Annotated in this window: 14 protein-coding genes; 12 read left to right on the top strand and 2 right to left on the bottom strand. The window is 57.0% G+C overall.

Going from position 1 to position 14,989, the window contains the following annotated elements; genetic code table 11:
• The first annotated feature begins 77 nt into the window (after positions 1-77).
• Positions 78-1,454 (top strand): 3-deoxy-7-phosphoheptulonate synthase class II, encoded by a 1,377-nt coding sequence (locus tag N1037_12315; GenBank protein UWS78072.1) that lies wholly within the window; start codon positions 78-80, stop codon positions 1,452-1,454.
• Positions 1,455-1,636: 182 nt separating this feature from the next.
• On the opposite strand, the gene N1037_12310 is transcribed toward N1037_12315, so the two are convergent.
• Positions 1,637-2,452: a PAS domain-containing protein gene (locus tag N1037_12310; GenBank protein ID UWS78071.1), complete on the bottom strand. Its 816-nt coding sequence runs from the start codon at positions 2,450-2,452 to the stop codon at positions 1,637-1,639.
• Between the two features lie 250 nt (positions 2,453-2,702).
• On the opposite strand from N1037_12310, the gene N1037_12305 reads away from it, so the two are divergent.
• From N1037_12305 to phoB, 10 genes are all read left to right on the top strand, one after another.
• Positions 2,703-3,599 carry a YicC family protein gene (locus N1037_12305; protein ID UWS78070.1) on the top strand — a complete coding sequence of 299 codons (897 nt, stop codon included), beginning with the start codon at positions 2,703-2,705 and terminating at the stop codon, positions 3,597-3,599.
• A gap of 19 nt (positions 3,600-3,618) precedes the next feature.
• Complete coding sequence (gene gmk, locus N1037_12300) at positions 3,619-4,260, top strand: guanylate kinase (protein ID UWS78069.1); 642 nt, start codon at positions 3,619-3,621, stop codon at positions 4,258-4,260.
• Positions 4,257-4,778, top strand: a complete 522-nt coding sequence (locus N1037_12295; protein UWS78068.1) for a gamma carbonic anhydrase family protein — start codon at positions 4,257-4,259, stop codon at positions 4,776-4,778. Before gmk ends, N1037_12295 begins: the two co-directional genes overlap by 4 nt.
• Before the next feature lie 91 nt (positions 4,779-4,869).
• Positions 4,870-5,913 carry an ATP-binding protein gene (locus N1037_12290; protein UWS78067.1) on the top strand — a complete coding sequence of 348 codons (1,044 nt, stop codon included), beginning with the start codon at positions 4,870-4,872 and terminating at the stop codon, positions 5,911-5,913.
• Positions 5,914-6,267: 354 nt separating this feature from the next.
• Complete coding sequence (locus N1037_12285; protein UWS78066.1) at positions 6,268-7,323, top strand: substrate-binding domain-containing protein; 1,056 nt, start codon at positions 6,268-6,270, stop codon at positions 7,321-7,323.
• A gap of 107 nt (positions 7,324-7,430) precedes the next feature.
• Positions 7,431-8,909: a phosphate ABC transporter permease subunit PstC gene (gene pstC / locus N1037_12280; protein ID UWS78065.1), complete on the top strand. Its 1,479-nt coding sequence runs from the start codon at positions 7,431-7,433 to the stop codon at positions 8,907-8,909.
• Entirely contained in the window at positions 8,909-10,261 is a 1,353-nt protein-coding gene (gene pstA / locus N1037_12275; protein UWS78064.1) for a phosphate ABC transporter permease PstA, read from the top strand. The genes pstC and pstA overlap by 1 nt, the downstream gene beginning before the upstream one ends.
• A 14-nt stretch (positions 10,262-10,275) precedes the next feature.
• Positions 10,276-11,073 (top strand): phosphate ABC transporter ATP-binding protein PstB, encoded by a 798-nt coding sequence (pstB, locus tag N1037_12270; protein UWS78063.1) that lies wholly within the window; start codon positions 10,276-10,278, stop codon positions 11,071-11,073.
• A 19-nt stretch (positions 11,074-11,092) separates the two neighbouring features.
• Positions 11,093-11,803 (top strand): phosphate signaling complex protein PhoU, encoded by a 711-nt coding sequence (phoU, locus tag N1037_12265; protein UWS78062.1) that lies wholly within the window; start codon positions 11,093-11,095, stop codon positions 11,801-11,803.
• 3 nt (positions 11,804-11,806) lie between these two features.
• On the top strand, positions 11,807-12,496 hold the full coding sequence (gene phoB / locus N1037_12260; GenBank protein ID UWS78061.1) for a phosphate regulon transcriptional regulator PhoB: 690 nt from the start codon (positions 11,807-11,809) through the stop codon (positions 12,494-12,496).
• A gap of 91 nt (positions 12,497-12,587) precedes the next feature.
• Here the strand turns inward: phoB and N1037_12255 are convergent, their stop codons facing one another.
• Complete coding sequence (locus N1037_12255) at positions 12,588-13,502, bottom strand: LysR substrate-binding domain-containing protein (protein ID UWS78060.1); 915 nt, start codon at positions 13,500-13,502, stop codon at positions 12,588-12,590.
• 109 nt (positions 13,503-13,611) lie between these two features.
• On the opposite strand from N1037_12255, the gene N1037_12250 reads away from it, so the two are divergent.
• Complete coding sequence (locus N1037_12250; GenBank protein ID UWS78059.1) at positions 13,612-14,832, top strand: acyl-CoA dehydrogenase; 1,221 nt, start codon at positions 13,612-13,614, stop codon at positions 14,830-14,832.
• The last annotated feature ends 157 nt before the right edge of the window (positions 14,833-14,989 follow it).

Here is a 14,989-nt window from a genome sequence, read left to right as displayed (position 1 = left end):
AAACTGGTCAGCACGAGTGCGTTTTTGTATAGGTGGCTTCCGTTCTATTATTAAGACCTCTTAAGCGGAGAAAAGCTATGAGTGAGTGGCAAAAAGCATCCTGGCGCAACAAACCCCGCGTGCAGATGCCCGATTACACCGACGCCCCGGCGCTCGGCGCCGTAGAAGCGCAGCTTTCAAGCTATCCTCCACTGGTCTTTGCCGGCGAAGCACGGCGCTTGAAACAACATCTTGCAGCGGCGGGCCGCGGCGAGGCATTTTTGCTGCAGGGCGGTGACTGCGCCGAAAGCTTTGAGCAGTTCAGCGCGGATGCCATTCGCGACACCTTCAAGGTGATGCTGCAGATGGCCATGGTGTTGACCTATGGCGCCAAGGTTCCTGTGGTGAAAGTGGGCCGTATGGCCGGCCAATTCGCCAAACCGCGCAGCGCGCCTACTGAAACCCTGGATGGGGTGGAGCTGCCCAGCTATCGCGGCGACATCATCAACGATCTTGGCTTCACCGAAGCCGCGCGTCTTCCCGATCCCAAGCGGATGTTGCAGGCCTACACCCAGGCGGCGGCAACCCTCAACCTGCTGCGGGCCTTTTCCACCGGCGGCTATGCGGATGTGAACCAGGTGCATTCCTGGACCCTGGGCTTTACCGAGGGTGAAAAAGCCCAAAGCTACCGCGAAATGGCCAACCGCATCACCGACACGCTGGATTTCATGAAGGCAGCCGGGGTGAACAATGATGCGGCGCATGCGTTGCAGACGGTAGAATTCTACACCAGCCACGAAGGCCTGTTGCTGGAATATGAAGAGGCGCTGACCCGTCTTGATACGACCTCTGGCAATTGGCTGGCAGGCTCCGGTCATATGCTGTGGATCGGGGATCGCACCCGCCAGCCCGACGGCGCCCATGTGGAATTCTGTCGTGGTGTGCTGAATCCCATCGGCATGAAATGTGGCCCGACAACATCGGCTGATGACCTGAAGGTGCTGATGCAGCGCCTGAACCCATCAAATGAGGAGGGGCGGCTGACGCTGATCGCGCGCTTTGGTGCCGGCAAGGTGGCAGAACATCTGCCGCGACTGGTCAAGGCGGTCGAGGAAGAGGGCGCCAATGTCACCTGGGTTTGCGATCCAATGCATGGCAATACCGTGAAATCCTCTACCGGCTACAAAACCCGCCCCTTTGAGAGCGTGTTGCGCGAAGTGCAGGACTTCTTTGCGGTCCATTCCGCCGAAGGCACCATTCCGGGCGGGGTACATTTTGAGATGACCGGTCAGGATGTAACCGAGTGCACCGGCGGTGTTCGCGCGGTAACGGATGAAAACCTGAGCGATCGCTATCACACCGCCTGTGATCCGCGTCTTAACGCCAGCCAATCCCTGGAACTGGCCTTTCTGGTTGCAGAAGAATTGTCAAACCTGCGCAATAAGCGTCGCGCACGCAGCGCTGAAGCCAGCTGAGCCACGCTCTGTGGGTTGTAGAAAATCAAGACCGCTCCAGGAAACTGGGGCGGTTTTTGTTTAACCACAATGTGTTGCGATGCGATGTTGAGGGGTGTTCAAAAGGGAAACGCCCCGGGAATTCTTCCGCGGGGCGATCATTGCTAGACTATGACCAAATAGACTAGAAATAGGCTAAAATTTTAGGAAACGGGCGTTTCATCACGGCTGGAGACCAGCCGCAAATGTGCCACTTTTGATTTGCTTTTGTCATCTGTCCGCGCAGTGTCACGCGCCGGTTTTTTCAACCTGAGATCGGCAAGATCACGCGCTTCTTGCAGGATGGATGGCTCAGGAGCAAGGCGCGCTTGCAACTCTGCAAACTCAGGGTTTGGCTTGTTCACATCACCCGCGTCGCGCGACTTTGCCTTGAACTCGGTATCATCGGTGTTTTTGGCAATGGCCCGCATTTCGATCGAGGTGATTGCAAAGCGCTGCGATGTTTTGTTCGGGTTACCCTCAGAGACAAAAACACCCAGTGCACGGCTCACATCGCCCAGGTCGCTGCGCAAGGGGAGCAGCAACATGCGGGCCTCACGGCGACCACGCAGGCGTGACCCTTCGGTCTGCATCTCAATCTCAACAATGGCAGGCGCTTCAAACATGTGCTCCAGCGCGGCGCTCATCTGTTTGCGGGCATCGGGGGTGAAAAAGGCGGTGATCGGCATGCCGCGCACCTCCATGCCTGCCATCTCATTGACCTTTTGGCCGGCCAGACGGAAGCGGGCGATGCCTGGGGCAACACGCTCCAGTATAAATGTCTGCGACAGAATGTTTTCCAACCCGCGTGGGTCGATCTGTGACCGGCTGGGAATGTCGTCGCCGCGACGCAGCGCGGTCCAATAGGCCTCGGCCTGACGCATGGGGGAAACCGGAACGGTGTTACGGAAATTCGTCATGGGAACCACCTTGTTGTGACCCTTGTCCTGGCTAGAGTTTTTGCTGCCGCCAAAAAACATGTGCTTTTCCTTACGTTGTCCGGTCCATTTGCCATCTTGTACGCAACACAATCTGCCGACTGCCTTATTCGTACCGTTTAGATGGTTACCTTGCAGTTAACATGCCATAATATTATTCAAATTTGGACTAAAACTTAAAGCAATGGTTAACGCCTTTGTATAACCACCTATCCTTTTGCGCGTGCCGGCACTGCTGAGGACACTGTTTTGGCCTGATTTTGCTGGCGATTGGCTGGATAAGGACAAGTTTATGAAAATTCGAAGCATGACCGGATTTGCCTCGGGACAGGGGCGTCTTGGGGTCCACAGTTGGAGCTGGGAAATGCGGTCGGTCAACGCCAAGGGGCTGGATCTGCGCCTGCGGGTGCCGGACTGGCTGGATGGGCTGGAAGTGCACCTGCGCAAGGTCATGGGCAACACACTGGCGCGGGGAAATGTCTCGCTCGGGCTGCGGATCAGCCGGGGCGAAGAGGCGGCTGGAACCCTCACTCTGAACAAACCTCTGCTCGCTTCGGTGCTCACCGCCCTGGCAGAGGCAGAGGCGCTGGCCCAGTCGGCCGGGGTGGATTTGTCGGTCACATCCGGTGCGGATTTGCTTTCTATTCGCGGGGTGCTGGAAACCACAGCAATCGAAGATGACCCGGCGCCCTTGGTTGCTGAGTTGAAAAAGGAATTCGAAAGCCTTGTGTCTGAATTCGTTCAAATGCGTGAAACCGAAGGGGCTGCACTGGAGCAGGTCTTGCGCAACCAACTGGCCGAGGTGAGCCGCCTGACCCAGTTGGCGGCAGACAGCGCCGAAGCGCGCAAACCCCTGGTGGCTGCGGCGCTTAAGGTCAATCTGGCCAAGGTGTTGGAAAACGCGGACGGGGCGGATGCCAACCGGGTTGCCCAGGAATTGGCGATGTTGGCGGTGAAATCAGATGTCACCGAAGAAATCGATCGGCTGGCAGCCCATGTGGCCGCCGCTGAGGATCTGCTGGCCACCGGCGGCGCGGTGGGTCGCAAGTTTGACTTCTTGATGCAGGAATTCAACCGCGAGGCCAATACACTGTGTTCAAAAGCGCTTAACAGTGACTTGACCTCCGTGGGTCTAGAGTTGAAAGCAGTGATCGACCAAATGCGCGAACAAGTGCAAAATATAGAATAACTCCAAAGGAGAAGACCTGATGGCAGATCGGCGCGGCCTTTTGATCATCCTGTCCTCGCCCTCCGGCGCGGGCAAATCCACTCTGGCAAAGCGGTTGCGCGCCTGGGACGACAGCATTTCGTTTTCGGTTTCGGCCACCACCCGCAACCCACGCCCCGGTGAGGTCCACGGCCAGGATTACCATTTTGTTTCCGTGGATGATTTCAAATCTGCCGTTACAGAAAATGACATGCTGGAACATGCGCATGTCTTTGGCAATTTTTATGGCTCCCCCAAGGGGCCGGTGCGCGCCGCCATCGAGGACGGCCAGGATGTGCTGTTTGACATCGACTGGCAGGGGGCGCAGCAGATCCGCAACTCTGAGCTGGGCCAGCACACATTGTCGATCTTTTTGTTGCCCCCGTCGATCACCGAGCTGCGGCGCCGGTTGGAAAGCCGGGGACAGGACGATGCCGAGACCATCAAACGGCGGATGGAGAAGAGCTGGGACGAAATTAGCCACTGGGGCAGCTATGATCATGTGTTGATCAATGATGATCTGGATGCCACCGAAGAAGCGCTGAAAACCATCATCACCTCCACCCGTTTGCGCCGTATTCAGCAGCCGCAGCTGGTGGATCATGTGCGCCTGTTGCAAAGCGAATTTGAGGACATGACATGACATTATACGCTCTTGGTGAACACCAACCCCAACTGCATGCCGATACCTGGGTTGCACCGGATGCCAATCTGGTGGGCAAAGTGGTACTGGAGGCCGGGGCCTCGGTTTGGTTTGGCTGCACCCTTCGCGCTGATCACGAAGAGATCCGCATCTGCGAGGGCGCAAATGTGCAGGAAAACGTGGTCATGCACATCGATGCGGGCTTTCCGCTGACCGTGGGCAAGAATTGCACCATTGGCCACAAGGTCATGCTGCATGGCTGTACCATCGGCGAAAACAGCTTGATCGGCATGGGGGCGACTGTTCTGAACGGCGCCAAGATTGGCAAGAACTGCCTGATCGGGGCAGGGGCGCTGATCACCGAAAACAAGGTTATACCGGATAATTCTCTGGTCATGGGCGCGCCGGGCAAAGTGGTGCGCGAGGTCTCTGCGGAGCTGGCCCAGACCCTGACCCAGAGCGCCCTGCATTATCAGGATAACATGCGCCGCTTCCGGGATGAGATGCGTCCAGTCTGACCAAAGCCCCCGGTACCAATGCAAGCGATGCGTTGCCACATAGGCTTTACATTCGCCTGATATTGGAAGCGGATTGCAACAGGGGTTCGCCATGAAACAAGAGGTAATCGAGAGTTTTCTTGAGGCAATTCCAATGCCTTGCGTCTTGGTGGATCAAACTGAGCGTTTTATCGGATCCAACAAACCTGGGCTTACCCTGTTGGGGGAGCAGATCCTGGGGCGTCATTTTGCGACAATCCTGCGGCAACCCAATGTTACTGCGGCAATTGAAAAATGTCTGGAGGATCGCGGCAATCGCAGTGCGCGGCATCTGTCAAACGATGGGGCGCAGGATACCACCTACGAGGTTGACCTGCGCTATATTGTCGGCATTGGCGCTGTCGAAGGTGGCGCGGTGCTGATCACCTTTCAGGATGTGACAGAGCGCGAACAGGCCAACCAGATGCGGCGGGATTTTGTCGCCAATGTCAGCCACGAATTGCGCACGCCGTTGACCGCCCTGATGGGGTTTATTGAAACCCTGCGCGGGGCGGCACGTGATGACCCGGCGGCGCGGGATCGTTTTCTGACCATCATGGAAGGCGAGGCCAGCCGGATGAACCGTCTGGTGGGCGATTTGTTGTCCCTGAACCGGGTCGAGAGCAAAGAGCGCATTCGCCCCAAGGAACAGATGGACCTGGTGGCACATCTTTGCTCCACGCTCAAAACCATGCAGCCCCTTGCCGAAGCTGGCAATGTCAGCCTGAATTTTAGCCCTCCCGAAGTGCCGGTGATGATCATTGGCGATCCGGATCAATTGCTACAGGTCTTTATCAATCTGGTTGAGAACGCCATTAAATATGGCGGCGATCAGGTCGAAGTGACCCTGGAGCTGCTGGAACGGGATCCTTCGCTGCGCGCTCCGGCGGTGCGGGTGCAGGTCACTGACAATGGTGCGGGCATTGATCCGATTCACCTGCCACGGCTGACAGAGCGGTTTTACCGCGCTGACAATCATCGCTCGCGCGAAATGGGGGGCACCGGATTGGGGCTGGCCATCGTCAAACACATCGTCAACCGCCACCGTGGCAGGTTGCGGGTCGAAAGCGATCTTGGCGCGGGAACCTGTTTTTCTGTGACCTTGCCCCTGTCCTGATCCCCGTCCTGATCCGAAGGCCAAACCTCAGATCTGATCCCGGCCCTTATTGCGGACCTGAAATCGCTGCTCTTGGGGGTATCCTCTTTGGCTTTGTCCATCTTTTGCAACGCGCACAGTCCGGCGCGCGGCCTGAACGGGCGCGCCTTTATAGGTGCTGTCTTTGCGCAGCTGCCAGAAATGCTGGCCCAAAGATTAACGCAGGGGCGGGATTTGTGACAAAAATCGCCGCTGATCCGGTTTTGTCATACAGCTGTTACATGCGCGTCACAAAAGCCTCATGTGCAGCTTTTAGGACCGGCACATGATCATCGTGTGGATGGTCACACAATTTAATCTCTCATGGAGACTCTCATGTCCTTTGTGAAACTGACCGCTTCTGCCCTGACCATTGCTGCCGCCACTGCGACGGCTGCCACTGCGCGTGACCAGGTTCAGGTTGCTGGCTCCTCGACCGTTCTTCCCTATGCTTCCATCGTTGCCGAAGCCTTTGGCGAAAACTTCGACTTCCCAACCCCTGTTGTTGAATCCGGTGGCTCTTCTGCTGGTCTGAAACGGTTCTGTGAAGGTGTTGGCGAAAACACCATCGACGTCGCCAACGCGTCGCGCGCCATCAAGGAAAAAGAAATCAAAGCCTGCGCCGAGGCTGGTGTCACCGACATCATCGAAGTGCGCATCGGCTATGATGGCATCGTCTTTGCCTCCGACATCAACGGCAACGAATTTGGCTACACCCCAACCGACTGGTTCCTGGCGCTGTCTGACGAGATCCTGGTTGACGGTAAAATGGTTCCAAACCCAAACAAGACCTGGGCCGACGTGAACCCATCTTTCCCAGCTCAGGCCCTGCAGGCCTTTATTCCTGGCACCAAGCACGGCACCCGTGAAGTGTTCGAAGACAAAGTGATCCTGGCAGGCTGTGAAGCCACCGGCGCATTCGAGCACCTGCTGGCCCATGCCGAAGGCGACACCGCCAAGGCACAGAAAAAAGCCGCTGAAAAAGCCTGTATCTCGCTGCGCACCGATGGCGTTTCTGTCGACATCGACGGCGACTACACCGAGACCCTGGCCCGTATCGAAAGCAACAAGGACGGCATTGGCGTCTTTGGTCTAGCGTTCTATGAGAACAACACAGACAAGCTGCAGGTTGCGACCATGTCCGGTATCGTGCCTTCGACCGAAAGCATCGCCACCGGCGAATACCCTGTGTCGCGCCCCCTGTTCTTCTACGTGAAAAAAGCCCACATCGGCGTGATCCCAGGCCTGAAAGAATATGCTGAGTTCTTCATCTCCGATGAGGTTGCCGGCCCCGATGGCCCACTGTCCGAGTATGGCCTGGTTGCTGACCCAGAACTGAGCGACACGCAGGACGCGGTTGCCAACGAAGCCACCATGGGCGGCAACTCCTAATCGCCCCCAGCACATAGCTTTTGACTGGGGCGGGCTCTCCGCCCCAGTCTTAATTCCTGGACCAGATCCAGCTCCCATTTTCTGCCGCTGCCATACCGGAGCATAAGATGCCAACATTCTGGCTTGTCGTTGTCCTGCTGGCGCTTACTGCGCTTGGCTTTTGGTTCGGGCGCCGTCGCGCCTTGAACTCGGCGCAGGGAAACCCGCGCGAACTGCATTCACTGCCCGTCTATTACGGCGCCAATGTCGCCATGAGCGTTGCTATTCCAGCCCTGATCACCCTGATGATCTGGCTGTTGGCGCAGCCTCTCCTGATTGAAAATCGGGTGTCGGCAACGATCCCCGCAGAACTTATCCCTGAAAACACCAGCATTGGCCTGGTGATGAGCGACGTGCGCCGCCTGGCCGAAGGCCTGGACGAGGCTGTCCTGCAGGGGGTTATGACCAAAAGCCAGTCGATCACACTGAATACCGAAGCCAGTGATATTCGCGCGGTTCTCGGTACTGTTGGGGTTGCCCTGGGGTCTGAAGTGCGCCCCGAAGTGCTGGAGGCCGCGCAAAGCTACCGCAGGTTGTCCAGTGTGGGATCAACCGCCATGACCCTGGTCTGTCTGGTCCTGGCGCTGATTGGGTTTGGACTATCTACGCTGCGTACCACCAAAGAGTTTCGTGCCCGAAACGTTGTGGAACGCGGTGTTCTAGCGCTGCTCATTCTGGCCGCATCGCTGGCGATCCTCACCACGGTTGGCATCGTATTGTCGATGCTGTTTGAGACCATCAACTTTTTTGGCTTGCATGCCTGGAGCGACTTTTTCTTTGGCTCTACCTGGGCGCCGAACTTCCGCGGCGACAGTGAGTTGTCGATGTTGCCTTTGCTCTGGGGGACGCTCTACATCTCGGCGATTGCTTTGATGGTTGCGGTACCCATCGGACTGTTTGCCGCCATCTACCTGTCTGAATATGCCAGCTCCACGGTGCGTTCCTTTGCCAAACCGCTGCTTGAGATCCTCGCTGGGATCCCAACTATCGTCTATGGTCTTTTTGCGCTGCTGACGGTTGGTCCGCTGCTGCTCAAACTGTTCGGCCAGGGTGAAGACGGTGTGCTTGGGCTTAGCTGGATGACAGGCGCGACCTCGGTTCTGACCGCTGGGGTGGTGATGGGCATCATGCTGATCCCCTTTGTGTCCTCGCTGTCGGATGACATTATCAACGCCGTGCCGCAATCCCTGCGTGATGGCTCGCTTGGCCTTGGTGCCACCCCATCGGAAACCATCCGTCAGGTGGTTCTGCCGGCCGCGCTTCCGGGGATTGTTGGCGCCATTCTGCTGGCGGCCTCGCGCGCCATCGGCGAGACGATGATTGTGGTTATGGGGGCAGGGGCAATTGCCAAGTTCTCGGCCAACCCTTTCGAATCCATGACAACAATCACCACCCGCGTGGTCAGCCAGCTGACTGGCGATACCGATTTTGCCAGCCCCGAAACTCTGGTAGCCTTTGCCCTCGGGCTTTCTCTCTTTGTCCTTACCCTGGGCCTAAACGTCCTGGCGCTCTATATTGTGCGCAAATATCGGGAGCAGTACGACTAATGACCGATCTCAGCTCAACCCCGAACCAGTCCGCACCAGCGCAGAGCTCTTTGCTGACACTGTCCCAGCGGACCATCAAGCGCAACGCGTCGGAAACCCGGTTCAAAGCCTATGGTATTGCTGCCATCGCCGTCGGCCTGATTATGCTGCTGGTTCTGGTGACCACAATTGTCGGCCGCGGCACTGGTGCCTTTCAGCAGACCTTTATTACCGTGAATGTTGAATTGCTGGAAAGCAAACTGGACAAAAACGGCGAACGCAACATCGAAGACATCAAGCGCGTCACCACCTTTGGCTATGCGCCCTTGATCAAATCCGCGATGCAGACAGCGGTTTCAGACCTGGGCATTGAGACCAGCCTGAAATCCAAGGATATGGCGGGTCTTTTGTCGAAGAACGCTGTGGCGCAGCTGCGGGCCTTTGTACTGGCCAACCCTGATCAGATTGGCGAAACCGTTGAGTTTCGTTTTCTGGCCCAAAGCCGTGTTGACGGCTATCTAAAGGATCGGGTGTCCCGCGACAGCATTGCCAATGACAAGAATATCTCTCCGGCGCAGCTGGATCTGGTGGATGCGCTGATTGCGGCTGGGGTTATTGAAAAAACCTTTAACCTGGACTTCATCACCGGCTCTGACGCCTCGGACCAACGTCCAGAAGCTGCCGGCATGGGTGTTTCAATGCTGGGGTCGCTGTTCATGATGCTGGTGGTGCTGGCCCTGGCCCTGCCAATTGGTGTGGCCGCCTCAATCTATCTGGAAGAGTTTGCCCCCAAGAACTGGATCACCGATGTGATTGAAGTGAACATTGCCAACCTCGCGGCGGTGCCCTCGATTGTCTACGGTATTCTGGGGCTGGCGGTTTTCATCAACTATATGCATCTGCCGATGTCGGCGCCGCTGGTTGGTGGCCTGGTGCTGACGCTGATGACGCTGCCAACGATCATCATCTCCACCCGTGCCGCCCTAAAGGCGGTTCCGCCTTCGATCCGGGATGCGGCCCTGGGGGTTGGTGCTTCCAAGATGCAATCGGTTTTCCACCACGTGCTGCCCCTGGCCGCGCCTGGCATTCTGACCGGGACCATCATCGGTCTGGCCCAGGCCCTGGGGGAAACTGCACCGCTGCTGTTGATCGGCATGGTTGGCTTTATCGCTTCCAATGCGCCTGAAACCATCGGGGAAGGCCTGTTGTCCCCGAACTCTGCAATGCCTGCACAAATCTACGAATGGGCCAAACGCGCCGACCCGGCCTTTTATGAACGCGCCTGGGGCGGGATTATCATCCTACTCGTTTTTCTTGTAACCATGAACACGGTGGCGGTGATACTGCGTCGTCGCTTTGAGCGTCGCTGGTAGCCGGAGGTGAGGAAATGAACACTATGAATATGTTGGATAAAACCTTGGACACAATGACCACCAAGATCTCCGCACGGGACGTGAACGTCTACTATGGGGATACGCATGCCATCAAGAACGTGAATGTCGAAATCGACTCCAACACGGTCACAGCCTTTATCGGCCCCTCGGGCTGCGGAAAGTCTACTTTCTTGCGGTGCATCAACCGGATGAACGACACAATTGATGTCTGCCGGGTGGAGGGTGACATTCTGCTGGATGGGGAAGACATCTATGACAAACGGGTCGATCCGGTGCAGTTGCGCGCCAAGGTCGGCATGGTCTTCCAAAAGCCCAATCCGTTCCCAAAATCCATCTACGACAATGTCGCCTATGGTCCCCGAATTCATGGTCTGTCGAGAAACAAGGCGGAAATGGATGAGATTGTTGAGAAATCCCTGCGCCGGGCTGCGATTTGGGAAGAGGTAAAGGACAGGTTGGATGCCCCTGGCACCGGTCTCTCTGGCGGTCAGCAACAGCGTCTGTGCATTGCCCGTGCCATTGCCACCGAACCAGAAGTCCTGCTGATGGATGAACCCTGTTCGGCGCTGGATCCAATTGCCACCGCGCAGGTAGAAGAGCTGATCGACGAGTTGCGGTCAAATTTCTCGGTGGTAATCGTGACCCACTCGATGCAACAGGCGGCACGGGTCAGCCAGAAAACGGCCTTCTTCCATCTTGGCAATCTGGTTGAGTTTGGCGCTACAGGCCAGATTTTCACCAACCCCGAAGACCCCCGCACCGAGAGCTATATCACAGGCCGTATCGGTTAAGCCCACAAAGGAAAATACCATGGTAGAACAACATATTGCCTCCGCCTTTGATCGGGATCTCGAAGCGATTCAGGCTCAGATCATGAAGATGGGGGGACTGGTCGAAGCGGCCATCGTCGATTCTGCACGGGCGCTGGAGACCCGGGATGAAGAGCTGGCGCAACAGGTGCGTCTTGCGGATCAGGCCATTGATGGTCTGGAAGAGCTGATCAATGAAGAATCCGCCCGCGTGATTGCCATGCGGGCCCCGGCCGCGGTTGATTTGCGGGTGGTGTTGTCGGTGATGAAAATCGCCGGCAATCTGGAACGCATCGGTGATTACTCCAAAAACATCGCCAAACGCACTGGGGTGCTGATCCAGTGGCATGACAGCACCGACAGCTCCTCTGCCTTACGTAGAATGGCCCGCGAGGTCGAACTGATGCTCAAGGATGCGTTGGACGCCTATATCCAACGGGATGTCGAACTGGCGGCGGATGTGATCATCCGGGACCGTGAAGTCGATCAGATGTACAATGCGCTGTTCCGCGAGTTTCTGACGCATATGATGGAAGATCCGCGCAACATTACCGCCTGTATGCACCTGCATTTTATTGCTAAAAACATCGAACGCATGGGCGATCATGTGACCTCTATTTCAGAGGAACTGATCTATCTGGTGACTGGTAACCGCCCCGAGGATGAGCGGCCCAAAGCCGATACCACCTCCACCGCGATCGGGGAGCTTTGATCCATGACTGCCGATCAGCCTACTGTCCTGATCATCGAAGATGAATTGGCGCAGCGGGAAGTCCTTGCTTATAATCTGGAAGCCGATGGTTTTCGCGTCATCCGGGCAGAAAACGGCGAAGAAGGCCTGCTGCTTGTTGAAGAAGACATGCCCGATATTATCGTGCTGGATTGGATGATGCCAAATCTGAGCGGTATCGAGGTGTGTCGCCGCCTGAAAACGCGGCCTGAAACACGCGGCATTCCGATTATTATGTTGTCGGCCCGATCCGAGGAGGTCGATAAGGTGCGCGGGTTGGAAACCGGCGCGGATGACTATGTGGTCAAACCCTATTCGGTGATCGAGCTGATGGCGCGGGTGCGTACCCAGCTGCGCCGGGTGCGCCCGTCGACCGTCGGCGTGCGTTTGGAGTTTGATGACATCATACTGGATGCAGAAACCCATAAGGTCAGCCGCTCGGAAAACTCGCTTAAGCTGGGACCAACCGAGTTTCGCCTGCTGTCCACCTTTATGGAAAAACCAGGTCGTGTCTGGAGCCGGGAGCAATTGCTGGACCGGGTTTGGGGCCGTGACATCTATGTCGATACCCGGACCGTCGATGTGCATATTGGCCGTTTGCGCAAAGCCCTGACCCAGTTCGGCGGGGATGACCCGGTGCGAACCGTGCGCGGGGCAGGCTACGCCTTGGGCTAAGTCTTGCCAGAACCAGGACGGGACGTGAAGTCAAATGGGTGCCCTTGTTTGGGCGCCCATTTTGTTATCCGCTGCGGTGAACTGGCGGGCCTTATCGTGGCAGCGGATCTTCGGGCTGGGCCTGTCCCTCTAGCCAGTGACGAAAGGTCGTCAACGCCGGATCGCGGGATTTGTTTTTGGGCCAAACCAGATAATAGGCGCCGGAAGCCTCGGTTGTTTGCGGCTGTAGTGCCGTCAATCGCCCGGTGGCGATGTCTTGTTCCACCAGATAGTCCGGCATCAGGGCCACGCCCAGCCCATGCTGCGCAGCCTGCGTTATTGTTGAGAATTGATCATACATTGTGCCGCCCATCTCCTCTGGGCTAGCGTCAACCTGGTGGAGATTAAACCAATCCAGCCAGGCCTTTGGGCGGGTCTGAATATGCAGGAGCGGCATTTTGAGGATTTGCTGCGCGGGAACATAGTTTCCAACGGCCACCAGTTCCGGGCTGCAAACCGGCAGAAGATGCTCACTTTTCAACAGCAGACTATCAGTTCCGGGCCAGTCTGCGTTTCCAAAATGTATCGCTGCATCAATAGGTTCACTGCCAAAGCTGAAAGCCTGCAGCCGGGTTGTCATATTGATGGTGATATCGGGGTGGCGGCGGGCGAATTCCGGCAGGCGCGGCATTAACCACCGCATCCCAAAGGCCGGCAAAATGGCCAGATTTAGGGTTCCTGCCAGTGGCGCCGTCTGCACACGCAGGGTGGATTGAGTAATCTTGTCCAGCGCTTCGCGGATCTCGCCGGCATAGGTTTCCGCCTCCGGTGTCAGATGCAGTTTTTTGCGGTCGCGCTGGACCAAAGACACCCCAAGCTGCGCCTCAAGGGATTGTAATTGCCGACTAACTGCGCCCTGGGTCAGGCACAGCTCTTCGGCTGCCGCAGAAGCACTGCCAAGCCGGTCGAGGGCTTCAAGAGCCCGCAGGGCAGAGATTGAGGGGAGGAATCGCCGGGGATGTTGCATGTATGAGTTTTACTCATGTTTGAGTGCCAAAGTCTCGCTGTTTTTTTGTCAGGGCAGCTGTTAATCTTTGCGCAACACACGCCATAAATCCAATATTGAGGATCTTTTGATGACTGATAAGCCAAGCCTGCGCGCCAAAGACGCCCCTGATCTGGGAGGGTTCACCTGGGAAGATCCCCTGCGTATGGACGACCAGCTGAGCGAAGATGAGCGGATGATCACCGCCTCCGCTCGGGCCTATGCCCAGGAAAAGCTGCAGCCACGGGTCACTGCAGCCTATGAAAACGAAGAAACCGATCCTGCGATCTTCCGTGAAATGGGTGAAATGGGTCTGCTGGGCACCACCATCCCCGAGGAATACGGCGGATTGGGCGGCGGCTATGTCTCCTACGGTCTGGTTGCCCGCGAGGTCGAGCGCGTCGACAGTGGCTATCGCTCGATGATGTCGGTGCAAAGCTCGCTGGTGATGTATCCCATCTATGCCTATGGCAGCGAAGAACAGCGTCAGAAATACCTGCCCAAACTGGCCTCTGGGGAATGGATCGGGTGCTTTGGCCTGACAGAGCCTGACGCAGGTTCAGACCCCGCCGGCATGAAAACCCGCGCCGAAAAAACCGCGACGGGCTATAAGCTGACCGGCTCCAAGATGTGGATTTCAAACGCACCGATTGCGGATGTCTTTGTTGTTTGGGCCAAGTCCGAAGAACACGGCGGCAAGATCCGTGGCTTTGTGCTGGAAAAAGGCATGAAGGGCCTCTCGGCGCCAAAGATCCAGAACAAAGCCTCGCTGCGGGCTTCGATCACCGGTGAAATCGTCATGGATGGCGTTGAAGTTGGTGATGAGGCGCTGTTGCCGCATGTCCAGGGGCTGAAAGGTCCGTTTGGCTGTCTGAACCGGGCGCGCTATGGCATCAGCTGGGGCGCCATGGGCGCGGCAGAGGCCTGCTGGCATGCGGCCCGCCAATATGGACTGGACCGCCATCAGTTTGGCCGCCCGCTGGCCAACACCCAATTGTTCCAGCTGAAGCTCGCCAATATGCAGACCGAAATCACCCTCGGGTTGCAGGCCTCTTTGCGGGTTGGCCGCCTGATGGATCAGGCAAACGCTGCGCCAGAGATGATTTCTATCGTCAAGCGCAACAACTGCGGCAAGGCGCTGGAGATTGCCCGCAATGCCCGTGACATGCATGGCGGCAACGGCATCAGCCTGGAATTCAACGTCATTCGCCACATGGTGAACCTGGAGACCGTTAACACCTATGAGGGCACCCACGACGTGCATGCGCTGATCCTTGGCCGGGCTCAAACCGGTTTGCAGGCGTTTTTCTAAGGAAAGCCCGCCTTTCACAGACAGGTTTTTGGAAAACTTGCTCTGACACTGGGCGAGGGGTGATGAGCCATCCCTCGCCCTTTGTTATTTCGGGCCTGCATTTGCGCAATATCTGATTGCAATTATGAAAATATCGAAGGCCGGGAGCCCATCCCGG

Source organism: Phaeobacter sp. G2, assembly GCA_025163595.1.
Classification (GTDB): domain Bacteria; phylum Pseudomonadota; class Alphaproteobacteria; order Rhodobacterales; family Rhodobacteraceae; genus Pseudophaeobacter.
The sequence above is the reverse complement of the archived record's forward strand: the minus strand, read 5'-3'. Positions and strand labels throughout refer to the sequence as shown.